Consider the following 14,143-nt stretch of genomic DNA (forward strand, 5'->3'; position numbering starts at 1 on the left):
TCTGGTTGTCCCGAATTATGCGAATATAGAATGAACAATATTTCTTGATGTGCAATAGGTATTATGAGAAGTTGAGGTCATGTCGATGGAGCCAAACCCCTTGCGCCACCACAATCCGGCCGGACCGGCTTATCGGCGCGGCTGGGTCGATGAGGCCGTGGCGGCGATCGAAGCCGACCAGTGCCGCACGGCCGACACGCATCTAATCCGGCTGATCGTGCCGGCGCTATCAGGCATCGACATCTATCTGAAGGACGAGTCCACGCATCCGACCGGCAGCCTGAAGCACCGGCTCGCGCGCTCGCTCTTCCTTTACGCGCTCTGCAACGGCCACATCCGCGAAGGCACGCCCGTCGTCGAAGCCTCGTCGGGATCGACCGCGGTGTCGGAAGCCTATTTCGCACAGATGATCGGCGTGCCCTTCTACGCCGTGATGCCGCGCACGACCTCGGCGGAGAAGATCGCCGCGATCGAGCATTATGGCGGCAACTGCCATCTGATCGATGACGGCCGTGCACTCTATGCGGAAGCGGCGGCGCTCGCCGTGCGCCTGAACGGCCACTATATGGACCAGTTCACTTTCGCCGAGCGCGCCACCGACTGGCGCGGCAACAACAACATCGCCGAATCGATCTTCACGCAATTGAAGGGTGAGACGCGTCCGTTGCCGGACTGGATCGTGATGGGCGCTGGCACCGGTGGCACCTCGGCCACGCTCGGACGCTATCTGCGCTATCGCCAGTACCCGACGCGGCTCTGCGTTGCCGATGTCGAGCATTCCGCCTTCTTCGACTGCTTCCGCTCGCAGGACCGCTCCCATGTCTGCGAGCGGCCTTCGCTGATCGAAGGCGTCGGTCGGCCGCGCTGCGAACCCTCCTTCGTGCCGGGCGTCGTCGATCGCATGATGAAGATCCCGGATGTCGCAACGATCGCAGCGATGAACGTGCTGTCGCGCCGGCTCCGCCGGCCAGTCGGCGGCTCGACCGGCACCAATTTCCTGGCGCTGTGCCGCATTGCCTCGGAGATGAGCAGCGCCGGCCAAACCGGATCGCTGGTCACGCTGATCTGCGATTCCGGCGAGCGCTACCGGCAGACCTATTATGATCCCGCGTGGCTGAAAGCTCGAGGCTTTGATCCGATGCCGATCGAGGCCGCCCTGTCGGCGTTTCTCGATACGGCGCAGCCGCCGGCGCTCGCCGTCGAGGACGTCGCCAATCCACAGAGCTTGCGGAGCAGTGCTTGACCACGCTGATCGAAACCATTGTCGGGGTGCCCGCGGCGTCGCGGCTCGGCCACGCTCTGAACGCCCGCACCGAGATTTTGCGCCTCAGCGAAGCAGCCCATGACGCGGTGCTGCTGCCGCGCGAGCCCGGCGGTCTGAGCCACGGCTTGCGGGCGGCACTCGCGGCGCGGATGTGCCGGCATGTCGGCGACGAGGCGCTGACCGCGCACTACGACTCCTATCTGGCGCATTCGAGCGATCTTGACTTCGCCGTGCTCGCCCGGCCCGGAGGTGTGTGTGGCGATCCCCTGCACGATGCCATGGCCCGCCACGCCGATCTGCTGACGCTTTCGCCGCGCGAGTCGACGCGACAGGACATCGCGGCGCTGAAGGCGGCCGGCGTCAGCGAGGCCGATATCGTGCGGCTGTCCGAGCTTGGCGCCTTCGTGAACTACCAGCTGCGGGTCCTTGCCGGCCTCAGGCTCCTGAAAGAGGTCGAAGCCTGATGAGCGAGGTCGTCCACAACTTCACTACCACGATCCCGACCTGGTCGCCTTATGTCACGCCGGTCGAGCTCGCCTCGGCGACGCCCGAGCAGCTCGCGGCGATGAAGGTCACCCCCTCCAACAAGGGCGTCTCGCCTTACGTGCTGACGCTGGCGCATGACCCGGAGTCGCTCGCGGTGCGCTCGCCGCTGTTCAACCTCATTATGTATGGCAAGGACGGACTGTCCCCGGCGGAGCGCGAGCTCGGCGCGCTGAGTGCCTCGGTCGTCAACCGCTGCATCTATTGCGCCGCCGTGCACGCCTCACGCTTCATCAATTACTCCGGGCGCAAAGAGGTCGTCGAGGAGATCTTTACCGACGAGCGCGATGCCACGCTGGAGGCACGCGAGCAGGCCCTGTTCAATTTCGCTACAAAACTCTCGACGACTCCGATCGAAGCGAGCGCAGACGATGCGCGCGCACTTGGCGAGGCCGGGCTCAGCGAGCTTGAGCAGCTCGACCTGGTGCTGTCGGCCGCGATCTTCGGCTGGGCCAACCGGCTGATGCATACGCTGGGCGAGCCGCTGGTGCGGCCGGAGGCATCGTAACCGACGCCATCGGGTCGCTCGCCCCGAACCGGATGTCACGGCAACTTCACTTGCCTTGCGCGCGCGTGCGGGCGAGTTTCGCGGCTTCTCAACGAGGAGACCTGCCGTGCGCCTTCCCATTCTCGATCCGAAAGACCTGAGTGCCGAACAGAAGCCGCTCTACGACGACATGCGAGCCGGCATCAAGGATCACTTCAAGGGCTTTGTGAACATGCGCGACGATGGCGCGCTGCTCGGGCCCTGGAATCCATGGATCCGCGAGCCGCGCTTCGGCAAGCCAGTGTGGGAGCTGGTCAAGGCGATCGCGGCGAACCCGCTGCTGCCGGCGCCGGTGCGTGAGGTCGCGATCCTCGTCACCGGCTCGCATTTCCGCTCCGGCTACGAGCTCTATGCGCATGTGCTGGTCGCCGAGCAGCGCGGCCTCTCCGACGAGAAGCTCGCGACCATCGTCGCCGGACAGCGGCCGGTCGATCTCACCAAGCAGGAGGCGGTCGCCTACGATGTGGCGTCCGCATTGGTCAGCGGCGGCGTGCTGCCGGAACTGACTTATCGGGCCGCCGTCAAGGAATTCGGCGAGCACGGCGCGGCCGAACTGTCCTATCTCGTCGGCATTTACTGCATGGTGTCGGTGACGCTCAACACGTTCGACGTGCCGGTGCCAGACTGACCACGCTGGCTCAGCTGCTGGACTGGACGGAGGCGTCACGGTACCCTGCCGCCGCCATGGCGACGCATCGCCGGTCACGATCGAAGTGCAATGAAGAGGGAACGACAGCCATGGACACGTCACGCCGCATCCTGCTCGCCGGACTGGCGGGACTCGCCGTTGCGCCGACCGCCGCAGGAGCCGCGCCCTCGGCCGCGTCCGACGACGTGACGGTCGCCGAAGAGCGCTTTGCGCGCATGATCGCGGCTGCGCATGCGCCCGACGTCACCTGCGCGCGACAGGCCGAGCGTTATGCGGATGCGCATTGGCCAAACTACGTCGCGGCGGCGCGTTCCGTCATCGAGGCGAGAGCGTGAGGCATTCTCTTTCCTCTCCCGTTGCGGGAGACGGCAAGAGGAGGTGCTTCACGTCCCCACCGCCCGCCTGACCTGCTCACCGATCTGCGATAGCACGAGCTGCGCCTGCGGCAGAATTGCGCCCATGGCGTGGAAATTATGGACCATGCCCTCGTGGCAGACGTGCTCGACCGTGACGCCCGCAGCGAGCAGCTTGCGGGCATAGGCATTGCCCTCGTCGCGCATCGGGTCGAACTCGGCGGTGTGGATGATGGCGGTCGGCAGGCCCGCAAGCCGTGTCGCGCGCAAGGGCGAGATGCGCGGATCGGCAGCATCAAGGTCCTCGGGCAGATAATCGGCGAGATCGGCTTCGATCGTGACGCGGTCGATCAGGTGCCCCTCGGCGAACGCCTGCCGCGACGGCGAGGCCTCCTCGAAATCCAGCACCGGGCAGATCAGGCATTGCGCGACGATGGAAAGGCCAGCTGTCTGCGCCGCCTCCTGACACACGATCGCGGCGAGCGTTGCACCGGCGGAATCGCCGCCGAGCACCAGACGTCCGGCGTCGATGCCGAGCGATGCGGCCTCGCGCGCCACCCATTCGGTGGCAGCAACCGCATCGTCCACGGCGGCGGGGAATTTGTGCTCGGGCGCCAGCCGGTAATCGACCGAGACGAGGCGGCAGCCGGTCGCATGTGCCAGCGCCGCCGCGATGCGGTCATGCGTGGCAATGCTGCCGGCAACGAGCCCGCCGCCGTGAAAGAACACGAAGCCGGGCGCGCGATCATCGGCGCCTGCCGGTGAATAGAGGCGATAGGGCAGCGTGCCGCCGGGACCAGGCAGCATGCCGTCGGACGTCGTCACGTCAGGCGCATCGGCGCGCGCAAACTGCATCAGCTTTGCCAATGATTGCCGCCGTGCCTCCACGCTGGGCCGGCTCCGTGCCTGCGGCGCAGCCGCAGCCATCATGGTCAACAAACGCTTTGCGAGCGGATCGAGCGGCATGGTGCTTCCTTTCCCCGTCCGGGAGGGTAACTCACCATCTTCCCGCAGGGAATCATTTAGAAATTGCGCCCAATAGTGGCGCTATAATGCGGCACCACGCCAAGGGAGAGGCCGGTCATGGCCGAGATCAAAAAGCCCATTGCATATTCGCCAAGCTGGACCTTCTTCGAGGGCAAATGGCATGACGGCAATGTGCCGATCATGGGTCCGCGCACGCATGCGGCCTGGCTCGGCTCGGTCGTGTTCGACGGCGCGCGGGTGTTCGAAGGCGTCGCGCCCGATCTCGACCGCCACGTTGCCCGCGCCAATCAGTCCGCCATCAACTTTGGGCTGAAGCCGGTGGTCGATACCGGAACCTGGATGACACTCGCAAATGAGGGCATCGCGCGCTTCGCGCCGAATGCCGAGCTCTACGTCCGTCCGATGTATTGGGCGCAGAACGGCTCGGGCGGCGGCGTGCTGTTCGATCCCGAGACCACTGATTGGTGCCTATGCATCTACGAGGCGCCAATGCCGAAACCCGTCGGCAACGCGATCACGCTGTCGCCGTTCCGCAGGCCCACCGCCGAGTGCGCGCCGGTCGAGGCCAAGGCCGCCTGTCTCTATCCGAACAATTCGCGCGCGCTTGCCGAGGCCGCGTCGCGCGGCTTCCAGAACGCGCTGATGCTCGACATGCTCGGCAACGTCGCGGAGTTCGGCAATTCCAACGTGTTCATGGCCAAGGACGGCGTGGTCTACACACCGGTGCCGAACGGCACTTTCCTCAACGGCGTCACCCGCCAGCGCGTCATCAGCCTGCTTCGCGCCGACGGCGTCACCGTGGTCGAGAAGACGCTGCGCTATGCCGACTTCCTCGCCGCCGACGAGATCTTTTCCACCGGCAATTTCGCAAAAGTCGCGCCGGTGATCCGCATCGACGACCGCGAGCTGAAGCCGGGCCCGCTCTATACGCGGGCGCGCAAGCTCTATTGGGACTTTGCCCATGCGGTGAAGCTGGCGGCTTGAATAGCACTGTCCTAGCTGCGTCGCTTGAACCGGCTGAACTGAAACGCCTGCATCGAATTCCACGGCGTCTGGTGCGCCTCGTTGCGCGTTTCGACCAGCTCGAATCCCGGCCCGAGCTCCGCCGCAAGACTCGCGCTGTCATGACGCTGCACCGGCAGGCCGCTGCATTTCTCGGGGCCGTCGAGTGCAAACGTCGCAATGATGACGTGGCCGCCGGGCGCAACCGCCGACCGCAGCCGCTCGATGTATGCGGTCCTGTCGCGGGAGTCGGTCAGGAAGTGAAACGCCGCCCGATCGTGCCATAGATCGTAGGTCTTTGCCGGGCGCCATGTCGTGGCGTCGGCAACGATCCAGTCGACCGTCGAAGCGGCTGCGCCGATCCGCTTCTTTGCAGCGTCAAGCGCATTGGCAGAGAGATCCAGCACGGCGACGTCGCGATATCCGTCCAGCAGGAGAGCATCGACAAGTCGCGATGCGCCGCCGCCGATGTCGAGGATGGCGGCCGCGCGGTCCGGATTGGCCGCCCGGATCATTGCAAGCGAAGTCGCCGGACTGCTCTGAAACCAGCTGACCTCGGCTTCGCCCCTGGTGGCGTAAACATTGTCCCAATGGGTGCTTCGGTCGGACATGCGCGTCCTCCGGCTTGCCGGGAGCCGGCGCAGAGGGACGATCTACTCGTCCTTCTTCGACATCCGCTCGAGGCGTTCCTGCATGTCCTTCATCTGCTGGCGCAGATCGTCGATGTTGCTGTCCTTCGGCGCTTCGGCAGTCGCCTCGGGGGCCGGCTCCGCGGAGCCCGCGGGGCGGGCTGCGCCGGGCGCGAAAGGCTTGAACATCGAGAAGGTCTGCTGGAACAGCTCCATGTTGCGGCGGACCTGTTCCTCCAGCGGCGCAAACGGGGTTCCGGACAGGGAGGTGGCGATCTGTTTGCGGAACTTCTCCTGCTCCTGAGTGAGCGAGGCGATGGCCTGCTCCAGATATTTCGGCACCACCATCTGCATGCTGTCGCCGTAGAAGCGGATCAGCTGGCGCAGGAAGGTGGTCGGGAGCAGGTTCTGGCCGGCCTTGTTCTCCTGTTCGAAGATGATCTGGGCAAGCACGGAGCGGGTGATGTCGTCGCCGGTCTTGGCGTCGTAGACCAGGAAATCTTCGCCGTCCTTGACCATGGAGGCGAGGTCTTCCAGCGTCACGTAAGTGCTCGTTCCGGTGTTATAGAGCCGGCGGTTCGCGTATTTCTTGATGGTGGTGGGTTGGTCTGATTTCGCCATGGGCTCTCACTTGCAAGCGCGGAGAACGGGAACCTGTCGGGCTATGCCGCAGGGCGGGAAGAGTACGCAACGCAACAAAATAAGCATTTTCAAAGGGGTCACGCTACCGTTTTGTGCGCCACGGTTAATCGGGCAGCAAAAACGTGCTTGCGAAAGCGCCAAGAACGCTATTTTGAATGCGCTGCGGGATGAATTCGGCCGCCGGCCGATTGACATGCCTCAACGACGTTAACAGGATGCCGTCCGAGACTGGCGAGCCGTTTCCCCAGCCCCCTCTGCCCCCATTCAACCCAGGAGATGCCCATGTCAGACGATGTCGTCATCGTCAGCGCCGCCCGCACCCCGGTCGGAAGCTTCAACGGAGCGTTCGCAACCCTTCCCGCCCATGATCTCGGGGCCATCGCCATCAAGGCCGCGCTGGAGCGCGGCGGCATCGAGCCCGGCCGGGTCTCCGAAGTCATCATGGGCCAGATCCTGACCGCCGCCCAAGGCCAGAACCCGGCTCGCCAGGCTTCGATCAATGCCGGCATTCCGGTCGAGAGCCCGGCCTGGGGCGTCAACCAGCTCTGCGGTTCGGGCCTGCGCACTGTTGCGCTCGGCTATCAGGCGCTGCTCAACGGCGATTCCGAGATCGTGGTGGCCGGCGGCCAGGAATCCATGAGCATGGCTCCGCACGCCCAGTATCTGCGCGGCGGCGTCAAGATGGGCGCGGTCGAATTCATCGACACCATGATCAAGGACGGCCTGTGGGACGCCTTCAACGGCTATCACATGGGCAACACCGCCGAGAACGTCGCGCGGCAGTGGCAGATCACCCGCGCCCAGCAGGACGAGTTCGCGGTCGCCTCGCAGCAGAAGGCCGAGGCCGCGCAGAAGGCCGGTAGATTCAACGACGAAATCGTTCCCGTCACCATCAAGGGACGCAAGGGCGATGTCGTCGTCAGCGCCGACGAATATCCGCGCCATGGCGCAACGGTCGACGCGATGGCGAAGCTCCGTCCCGCCTTCGAGAAGGACGGCACGGTCACCGCGGGTTCGGCCTCCGGCATCAATGACGGCGCCGCCGTCGTGGTGCTGATGACCGCCAAACAGGCCGCCAAGGAAGGCAAGACGCCGCTCGCGCGCATCGTGTCCTGGGCGCAGGCGGGCGTCGATCCGAAGATCATGGGCTCGGGCCCGATCCCGGCCTCGCGCGCCGCGCTGAAGAAGGCCGGCTGGAATGTCGGCGATCTCGACCTGATCGAAGCCAACGAAGCCTTCGCGGCGCAGGCTTGTGCCGTCAACAAGGATCTCGGCTGGGATACCTCGAAGGTCAATGTCAACGGCGGCGCGATTGCGATCGGCCATCCGGTCGGTGCCTCCGGCGCCCGCGTGCTGGTGACGCTGCTCCACGAAATGCAGAAGCGGGATTCGAAGAAGGGCCTCGCCACGCTGTGCATCGGCGGCGGCATGGGTATCGCGATGTGTGTGGCGCGCGACTGAGATAGTTGACGCGTCATTTGCGCGTGCGTTGCACACGTGACTGAGTGCGTTGCACGCGATTAAAAAAGCAGCGGTTGCAAATCAAATATTCTTCGCAACCGTACAAGCCTCGACTAAAGAGAAACGCCCGGCTCGATGCCGGGCGTTTTGTTCTTGATGTCCGTCAAACCAACCGCATAATCCACCGTTAAAAACGATCACACAGAAACGTCCGAAGAGTCCAAGGGAAGGAAATACGATATGGCACGTGTTGCATTGGTGACGGGTGGTACGCGGGGCATCGGAGCTGCCATCGGCAAGGCGCTGAAGGCGGCCGGCTACAAGGTTGCGGCGAGCTATGCCGGCAACGACGCGGCGGCGGAGAAGTTCAAGGCCGAGACCGGCATCGCCGTCTACAAATGGGACGTCAGCAGTTTCGATGCCTGCGCCGAGGGCGTGAAGAAGGTCGAGGCCGAGGTTGGCCCAATCGACGTGCTCGTCAACAATGCCGGCATTACCAAGGACGGCGCCTTCCACAAGATGAGCCTCGAGCAATGGAACGCCGTGATCGGCACCAATCTCGGCTCGCTGTTCAACATGTCGCGCCAGGTCATCGAGGGCATGCGCGGACGCAAGTTCGGCCGCATCATCAACATCTCCTCGATCAACGGGCAGAAGGGTCAGTTCGGTCAGGTGAATTATTCGGCGGCGAAGGCGGGCGAGATCGGCTTCACCAAGGCGCTGGCGATCGAGAACGCCAAGGGCGGTATCACCGTGAATGCGATCTGCCCCGGCTACATCAACACCGAGATGGTGCAGGCGGTGCCGAAGGACGTGCTGGAAAAGGCCATCTTGCCGCTGATCCCGATCGGCCGTCTCGGTGAGCCCGAGGAAATCGCGCGCGCGGTCGTGTTCCTTGCCGCCGACGAGGCCGGCGCCATCACCGGCTCGACGCTGACCGTCAACGGCGGCCAATACATGGTGTGATGCGCAGGCATCACGTTCGATCATATCGGTAACTTCGGCATGCCCGGGCTTGTCCCGGGCATCCACGGCCTTACAACATCCGTCGCCACGAAAGAACGTGGATGGCCGGGACAAGCCCGCCATGACGAGAGTATGTGGCCGATGACTCCCCGCACTGCGACGCTGATCGGATTGACCGCGATCCTGATGTGGTCGCTACTGTCGGTGATGACGGTGGCGACCGGAAAGATCCCGGCGTTCCAGCTGGCCGCGATGACGTTCGCGATCGGCGGTCTCGTCGGCCTGCTCACCTGGATCGGCCGCGGCTCGGCGGCCAAAAGCCTGCGTCAGCCGCTGGCCGTGTGGATCGTCGGTGTCGGCGGACTGTTTGGCTATCACGCGCTTTATTTCCTCGCGCTGCGCTTCGCGCCGCCGGCTGAAGCCGGCTTGCTGAATTATCTGTGGCCGCTTCTGATCGTGCTGTTCTCGTCGTTTCTGCCGGGCGAGCGGCTGGCCGTGCATCACGTCGTCGGCGCCGTGCTCGGTCTCGTCGGCACCGTGCTGCTGTTCGCCGGGAACACCTCGGGCTTCACGCAGGGACAATTGCCGGGTCTGGCCGCGGCCTTCATCGCAGCCTTCGTGTGGGCGATCTATTCGGTGTTGTCGCGGCGATTGAAGGCGGTGCCGACCGATGCGGTCGCGGGATTCTGCCTCGCCACGGCGTTGCTTGCCGCGCTGATGCATGGCCTGCTTGAAGCCACGGTATGGCCGGACACGACGCTGCAATGGCTCTCCGTCATCGCGCTCGGCATCGGTCCGGTCGGTGCTGCGTTCTACGCCTGGGACATCGGCATGAAGCGCGGCGACATCCGCGTGCTCGGCGCCGCATCCTACGCGACGCCGCTACTCTCGACCGGCTTCCTCATCGCCGCTGGCTTTGCGAAGGCGAGCGCCAACATCGCTATCGCCGCGATCCTGATCGCCGGCGGCGGCTTGATCGCGGCCAAGGACATGGTGTCGAGGAAACGGTGAGGGCGCCGCTAAAGCGCCGGCTGCCAACCCGGCGGCCGATACATCGCCTCCGGAATCTGTCCGAGTTCGGAGCGCTGCAAGCGTTGCGGCATTAGGCCGTAGAACTCCTGGAAGCTGAGGATCAGCGGCCGCCATTTGTCCGGGTCGATGCGATTGGTGGCGCCATCCATCATGATCTCTGGATGCGCGTGCACGCGGGTGATGCGGACCTCGATTGCAGCGAGATTGCCGCGCCAAACCGCGTCGTCCTGTGCCATCTCATGGACATGGGCGACCTTGGCTTCCATCTGCACGGGACACTCGGCCGCACGCGGTGCGGCGACTGTTTCGCCCGGCAGCACGGTTAGTCCGCCACGACCGAACTTGTCCTTCTCGTGCCGATAGCCCCGATAAAGTTTGCCGGGCGGCACCGGATCCGATCCCGTGGTCCGTGCGAGGCGATCGACCGCGGCGACGAGATCGGCGGACGGCAGATTGAGCACGCATTCGCCGGTGCGAATCATGTTCTCGGTGGTCTTGGAATTCCGGGCCAGTCCCAGCATGCAGCGCCACCCGACCCACCATGCCGACGACATCGGCGCGAGATTGGAAGTGCCGTCTTCATTGGTTGAGCCGATGAGGACGACGGGCGTGCCGAAATACAAAATGGCCGGGTCGATCTGGACGGCGGTGGGGCCGAGTGTTCCGTGCATCGTGCGCTCCTGTTCGCTGGAAGCGCTGTCCTAAGGCGTGACGCGAACCGAACCCACCCGATTCCAGATTAAGATTCAGGGCTCCCAGCCCTTCGGCGCGAGCTCGAATTTTGCGAACTCGAAGGCGGGCGCCACGGTGCAGCCGACCAGGGTCCACTCGCCGGTGGTCTCCGCCGTCTGCCACGCATCCGCGGGCACGATCGCCTGTGGCCGCTCGCCGTTCAACAGGTCCGTACCGAGCCGTACCTCGTGCTGAGAGCAGCCGTCATGGGCGATACGCAGCGTCAGCGGGCTGCCGGCGTAATAGTGCCAGCTCTCGACAGCATCGATGCGATGCCAGTGCGAGCGCTCGCCACGCGCCAACAGAAAATAGATCAGGGTCGAGCGCGAGCGGCCGTTGGCGTCCGTGGTCTGGTCGCGAAACGTCTCGCGGTAATGTCCGCCCTCGGGATGCGGGCGGAGTTCGAGGCGCGCGATGATCTCGGCTGCGGTCGGCATCGATTCCCGTCAGGATTTGCTTTCAAGATTTGGTCTTCAAGACTTGTTCTTGCGCTCGCGCAGCTCGCCGAACACCGCGGTGGCATCCGCGCCCTTCATGTGCAGCTTGGCTGCGATCGAGGGTTCATCGGCGCGCAGGAACACGTTTGTCCGCTTTTCGTCGCCAAGCAGCGAGGGAATGGTCGGCTTGTTCTCGGCCCGCAGCCTCGCCACCTCCGCCGCGCGCGCCTGCAGCGCCGCGTTGTCGGGGTCGACGGTCAGCGCGAACTTGACGTTGGACGCCGTGTATTCATGGCCGCAATAAAGTTTGAAGTCGTCGGGCAGGGCACGCAACTTCAGAAGCGAATCCCACATCATGGGATATGTGCCCTCGAACACGCGGCCGCAGCCGATCGAGAACAGCGTGTCGGCGGCGAACAACGCTTTCTCGGTGTCGAACACATAGGAGATGTGGTCGAGCGTGTGGCCGGGCGTCTCCAGTACGCGCCCGAGCAAGCTGCCGACCTTGACGATTTCGGCATTGGCGACGCGCAGGTCGACGTCTGCGATTTTGGTCGTCTTGTCATGCGGCGCGACGACGCGGCAATTGTATTTCTGTTTGAGTTCGGTGACCCCGCCGACATGATCGCCATGATGATGGGTGATCAGGATATCGGTGAGCTGCCAGCCCTCGCGCTCGAGCGCCTTCAGGATCGGGCCGGCCTCCGGCGCGTCGATCGACGCCGTCGCCTTGGTGTCCACATCGTGGATCAGATAACCGAAATTGTCGTTTAAACAGGTGAAAGTACGAATTTCGGCGGCCATGTCATCTCCGATCGCGCTCAGCTCCGTCAGACAAATATGGCGTTAACGTTGCGCAGGCAATGCAATATTCCGCGCGCGGGGGCCGCCTCGTGCATGTTACATTGCGATCATGACCATTGATGTCGTCGACCTCCGCGAGTTCTACTCCCGTCGCCTCGGGATTGTGGCGCGGCAAATGATCAATCGCGGCATTCGGGAGCGCTGGCCGCGCGTCGACGGCCAGCGGGTGCTCGGCTTCGGCTATCCCACGCCCTATCTTGGGTTGTTCCGCGAGGACGCGGAGCGTTGCCTCGCCTTCATGCCGTCGGCCCAGGGCGTCCTGAAATGGCCGACGGGACGGCCGGCGCTCGCCTCGCTGGTGGATGAGTTCTCGCTGCCGCTTCCCGACGCCGCGGTGGATCGCATCCTGCTGGTCCACGCACTGGAAATGTCGGACGATCCGGCCGCGCTGCTGCGCGAGGCGTGGCGCGTGCTGTCGCCGTCCGGTCGTGTGATTGCGGTCATCCCGAACCGGCGCGGGGTCTGGACCCGCACCGACAGCACGCCGTTCGGTCACGGTCGGCCCTATTCGCGCTCGCAGATCACCGACCTGTTGCGCCAGACCTGGTTCACGCCGACCGCCTGGGGCGAGGCGCTGTTCATGCCGCCTTATGCCGGCGGCTGGGTGCTGAAATCCGCACAGATGTGGGAGCGGGCCGGCGCGGCGCTGTCGCTGCCTTTCGCCGGCGTGCACATCGTCGAGGCGACCAAGCAGGTCTACCGCGCGATCCCCGCCAAGCGCGAGCGGGCGCGGCTGATTCCCTCGCTGGCGAAGCCGGTGCTGGTGCCGTCCTCGACGACGGCGACGCGCGGCTAAAAACAATCGTCCCGGACATGCCGGGACGATTCAGGTCAGGGTATCTGGCGCAAGATAACGTGTGAATGCGGCTTACTCGCCGGGAGCCACTTCGTCGCTCGAGGCGGCCGGCGCGGCTTCGCGCTCGGGGCGCGGGCCATTCGGCCGGCGGCGTCGTCGCGGAAAGCGCTCGCCACCACCACCCTCGAAGCCGGCCTGGCCGGGCGCGCCACCGCTCACCTGCGGCTGCGGGCCGGTGATGAAGGAGGGCAGACGATCGACGCTGACGGCCTCGGTGACGACGGGCTGGGGCTGGTTCAGCGGCAGCGGTTGCGGCTGGGGCTGATATTGCGGCTGCGGACGATGGTCGCGTTCGCGATGCTCGCGCGGCTGCTGGTTGTCGCGCTGATAGTGGTTGTCGCGGGGCTGATGATCACGCGGTTGATGATCGCGCTGGCCGTCACGGTCGCGCGTGAAGGGCGGCGGGGGCGGCTGTGGGACAAAACCCGGCTCCTGGCCGAAGTTCGAGAAATTCTCGCCATCGTCCTCGCCGTCGTCGCCGCTGCTGTTGCTGATGGGCTCGTCGCCGCGTGGCTGCTGGTTCTGCCGGAACTGTTCCTGAGCCGTCGCGATCAGGCGAAAATAATGCTCGGCATGCTGGTAGTAGTTCTCGGCCGCAACGGGGTCTCCGGAGGAGCGCGCGTCGCGCGCAAGCTGGAGATACTTTTCAGCAATATGCGAAGCCGTGCCGCGGATCTTGATGTCGGGTCCGTTGGACTCGTAGACCCGGGTCATCGGGTTCTGGCCGCGCCGGTTATTATTGTTGTTATTGCTATTATTGTTGTTGCGGTTGCGCATCCGCTGCTTGTTCTGACCGTTTCTCATGTCCTGCCTTTAATTCCAGCCCTAAAGGTTGCACGCATTACTGATTGCCGAGAGTGACCTGATGACAGCGGTTCACATCGCTTGCGCGCAACCGCACGCAAGAGCGGATTGATCCCTGCCGATGTTCGTCGACCGTCGCGTTCAACAAAAGACGCGTTCCCCACCGCCAGCATCCATCGCCAGCGAACCCATTCATATCGCCTGCCGAAACAAGCCCTGCTTTGTTGCGTAAGTCTTCAAGCGCAATATCAGGCTTTCGTTCACGTTGCGGTCGGTAAGCAGCGCAGCTCAAATGGCCATCGCGCTCAACAGGACCTGCGGCTTGGAACCATTATCAGTAAGCTCTCGCCCGAGAGCCCGGCTTTCGCCCGTAGG

The 14,143-nt window shown here is 64.5% G+C and carries 17 protein-coding genes; 10 read left to right on the forward strand and 7 right to left on the reverse strand.

All coding sequences use genetic code 11. The annotated features are described in order from the left end of the window. Positions 1-85 precede the first annotated feature (85 nt). The 5 genes from ABIB91_RS03345 to ABIB91_RS03365 all read left to right on the forward strand — a co-directional run bounded on the left by ABIB91_RS03345 (position 86) and on the right by ABIB91_RS03365 (position 3,338). Entirely contained in the window at positions 86-1,243 is a 1,158-nt protein-coding gene (locus tag ABIB91_RS03345; RefSeq protein ID WP_354160006.1) for a PLP-dependent cysteine synthase family protein, read from the forward strand. Beyond that, positions 1,240-1,728 carry a CMD domain-containing protein gene (locus ABIB91_RS03350; protein WP_354159958.1) on the forward strand — a complete coding sequence of 163 codons (489 nt, stop codon included), beginning with the start codon at positions 1,240-1,242 and terminating at the stop codon, positions 1,726-1,728. The genes ABIB91_RS03345 and ABIB91_RS03350 overlap by 4 nt, the downstream gene beginning before the upstream one ends. Beyond that, entirely contained in the window at positions 1,728-2,315 is a 588-nt protein-coding gene (locus ABIB91_RS03355; RefSeq protein ID WP_354159956.1) for a peroxidase-related enzyme, read from the forward strand. Before ABIB91_RS03350 ends, ABIB91_RS03355 begins: the two co-directional genes overlap by 1 nt. 106 nt (positions 2,316-2,421) lie before the next feature. Beyond that, the gene (locus ABIB91_RS03360) at positions 2,422-2,982 is read left to right on the forward strand and encodes a carboxymuconolactone decarboxylase family protein (protein ID WP_007599144.1); all 561 of its coding nucleotides are present in this window, start codon (positions 2,422-2,424) and stop codon (positions 2,980-2,982) included. A 110-nt stretch (positions 2,983-3,092) separates the two neighbouring features. Beyond that, the gene (locus ABIB91_RS03365) at positions 3,093-3,338 is read left to right on the forward strand and encodes a hypothetical protein (protein ID WP_354063361.1); all 246 of its coding nucleotides are present in this window, start codon (positions 3,093-3,095) and stop codon (positions 3,336-3,338) included. A 48-nt stretch (positions 3,339-3,386) separates the two neighbouring features. On the opposite strand, the gene ABIB91_RS03370 is transcribed toward ABIB91_RS03365, so the two are convergent. Further along, complete coding sequence (locus ABIB91_RS03370) at positions 3,387-4,322, reverse strand: alpha/beta hydrolase (protein ID WP_354159954.1); 936 nt, start codon at positions 4,320-4,322, stop codon at positions 3,387-3,389. Between the two features lie 117 nt (positions 4,323-4,439). Here ABIB91_RS03370 and ABIB91_RS03375 point away from each other — a divergent pair, with 117 nt between their 5' ends. Continuing rightward, positions 4,440-5,327, forward strand: a complete 888-nt coding sequence (locus ABIB91_RS03375; protein ID WP_354159952.1) for a branched-chain amino acid aminotransferase — start codon at positions 4,440-4,442, stop codon at positions 5,325-5,327. Positions 5,328-5,338: 11 nt separating this feature from the next. On the opposite strand, the gene ABIB91_RS03380 is transcribed toward ABIB91_RS03375, so the two are convergent. Both ABIB91_RS03380 and phaR read right to left on the reverse strand, forming a co-directional pair. After that, positions 5,339-5,956, reverse strand: coding sequence for a class I SAM-dependent methyltransferase (locus ABIB91_RS03380; protein WP_219679431.1), 618 nt, complete (start codon positions 5,954-5,956; stop codon positions 5,339-5,341). 42 nt (positions 5,957-5,998) lie between these two features. After that, the gene (gene phaR, locus ABIB91_RS03385) at positions 5,999-6,595 is read right to left on the reverse strand and encodes a polyhydroxyalkanoate synthesis repressor PhaR (protein WP_007599149.1); all 597 of its coding nucleotides are present in this window, start codon (positions 6,593-6,595) and stop codon (positions 5,999-6,001) included. Between the two features lie 303 nt (positions 6,596-6,898). Here phaR and ABIB91_RS03390 point away from each other — a divergent pair, with 303 nt between their 5' ends. From ABIB91_RS03390 to yddG, 3 genes are all read left to right on the forward strand, one after another. After that, a complete protein-coding gene (locus ABIB91_RS03390; protein ID WP_007599150.1) occupies positions 6,899-8,077 on the forward strand; it encodes an acetyl-CoA C-acetyltransferase in 1,179 nt (392 codons plus the stop codon). A 240-nt stretch (positions 8,078-8,317) separates the two neighbouring features. Next, positions 8,318-9,043: an acetoacetyl-CoA reductase gene (phbB, locus tag ABIB91_RS03395; protein WP_007599151.1), complete on the forward strand. Its 726-nt coding sequence runs from the start codon at positions 8,318-8,320 to the stop codon at positions 9,041-9,043. A gap of 141 nt (positions 9,044-9,184) precedes the next feature. Next, a complete protein-coding gene (yddG, locus tag ABIB91_RS03400; RefSeq protein ID WP_007599152.1) occupies positions 9,185-10,054 on the forward strand; it encodes an aromatic amino acid exporter YddG in 870 nt (289 codons plus the stop codon). Between the two features lie 8 nt (positions 10,055-10,062). Here yddG and ABIB91_RS03405 read toward each other — a convergent pair whose 3' ends face one another. The 3 genes from ABIB91_RS03405 to gloB form a co-directional block, all read right to left on the reverse strand. Then, the gene (locus ABIB91_RS03405) at positions 10,063-10,746 is read right to left on the reverse strand and encodes a flavin reductase family protein (protein ID WP_354159948.1); all 684 of its coding nucleotides are present in this window, start codon (positions 10,744-10,746) and stop codon (positions 10,063-10,065) included. A 75-nt stretch (positions 10,747-10,821) separates the two neighbouring features. Continuing rightward, a complete protein-coding gene (locus ABIB91_RS03410; protein WP_007599155.1) occupies positions 10,822-11,244 on the reverse strand; it encodes a cupin domain-containing protein in 423 nt (140 codons plus the stop codon). Positions 11,245-11,280: 36 nt separating this feature from the next. After that, on the reverse strand, positions 11,281-12,048 hold the full coding sequence (gene gloB / locus ABIB91_RS03415) for a hydroxyacylglutathione hydrolase (protein ID WP_354159946.1): 768 nt from the start codon (positions 12,046-12,048) through the stop codon (positions 11,281-11,283). A 109-nt stretch (positions 12,049-12,157) separates the two neighbouring features. On the opposite strand from gloB, the gene ABIB91_RS03420 reads away from it, so the two are divergent. Beyond that, on the forward strand, positions 12,158-12,904 hold the full coding sequence (locus tag ABIB91_RS03420) for a class I SAM-dependent methyltransferase (RefSeq protein WP_354159944.1): 747 nt from the start codon (positions 12,158-12,160) through the stop codon (positions 12,902-12,904). Between the two features lie 72 nt (positions 12,905-12,976). Here ABIB91_RS03420 and ABIB91_RS03425 read toward each other — a convergent pair whose 3' ends face one another. After that, positions 12,977-13,768 carry a DUF4167 domain-containing protein gene (locus ABIB91_RS03425; protein ID WP_354159942.1) on the reverse strand — a complete coding sequence of 264 codons (792 nt, stop codon included), beginning with the start codon at positions 13,766-13,768 and terminating at the stop codon, positions 12,977-12,979. Positions 13,769-14,143 lie beyond the last annotated feature (375 nt).

This window comes from Bradyrhizobium sp. JR4.3 (genome assembly GCF_040547695.1).
GTDB lineage: Bacteria > Pseudomonadota > Alphaproteobacteria > Rhizobiales > Xanthobacteraceae > Bradyrhizobium > Bradyrhizobium canariense.

What these genes read in the sequence shown, in the direction of transcription:
- ABIB91_RS03345 (WP_354160006.1), top strand. Translation starts at nt 86, where the DNA reads ATGGAGCCAAACCCCTTGCGCCACCACAATCCGGCCGGACCGGCTTAT.
- ABIB91_RS03355 (WP_354159956.1), top strand. Translation starts at nt 1,728, where the DNA reads ATGAGCGAGGTCGTCCACAACTTCACTACCACGATCCCGACCTGGTCG.
- ABIB91_RS03365 (WP_354063361.1), top strand. Translation starts at nt 3,093, where the DNA reads ATGGACACGTCACGCCGCATCCTGCTCGCCGGACTGGCGGGACTCGCC.
- ABIB91_RS03370 (WP_354159954.1), bottom strand. Translation starts at nt 4,322, where the DNA reads ATGCCGCTCGATCCGCTCGCAAAGCGTTTGTTGACCATGATGGCTGCG.
- ABIB91_RS03375 (WP_354159952.1), top strand. Translation starts at nt 4,440, where the DNA reads ATGGCCGAGATCAAAAAGCCCATTGCATATTCGCCAAGCTGGACCTTC.
- ABIB91_RS03380 (WP_219679431.1), bottom strand. Translation starts at nt 5,956, where the DNA reads ATGTCCGACCGAAGCACCCATTGGGACAATGTTTACGCCACCAGGGGC.
- phaR (WP_007599149.1), bottom strand. Translation starts at nt 6,595, where the DNA reads ATGGCGAAATCAGACCAACCCACCACCATCAAGAAATACGCGAACCGC.
- ABIB91_RS03390 (WP_007599150.1), top strand. Translation starts at nt 6,899, where the DNA reads ATGTCAGACGATGTCGTCATCGTCAGCGCCGCCCGCACCCCGGTCGGA.
- phbB (WP_007599151.1), top strand. Translation starts at nt 8,318, where the DNA reads ATGGCACGTGTTGCATTGGTGACGGGTGGTACGCGGGGCATCGGAGCT.
- yddG (WP_007599152.1), top strand. Translation starts at nt 9,185, where the DNA reads ATGACTCCCCGCACTGCGACGCTGATCGGATTGACCGCGATCCTGATG.
- ABIB91_RS03405 (WP_354159948.1), bottom strand. Translation starts at nt 10,746, where the DNA reads ATGCACGGAACACTCGGCCCCACCGCCGTCCAGATCGACCCGGCCATT.
- ABIB91_RS03410 (WP_007599155.1), bottom strand. Translation starts at nt 11,244, where the DNA reads ATGCCGACCGCAGCCGAGATCATCGCGCGCCTCGAACTCCGCCCGCAT.
- gloB (WP_354159946.1), bottom strand. Translation starts at nt 12,048, where the DNA reads ATGGCCGCCGAAATTCGTACTTTCACCTGTTTAAACGACAATTTCGGT.
- ABIB91_RS03420 (WP_354159944.1), top strand. Translation starts at nt 12,158, where the DNA reads ATGACCATTGATGTCGTCGACCTCCGCGAGTTCTACTCCCGTCGCCTC.
- ABIB91_RS03425 (WP_354159942.1), bottom strand. Translation starts at nt 13,768, where the DNA reads ATGAGAAACGGTCAGAACAAGCAGCGGATGCGCAACCGCAACAACAAT.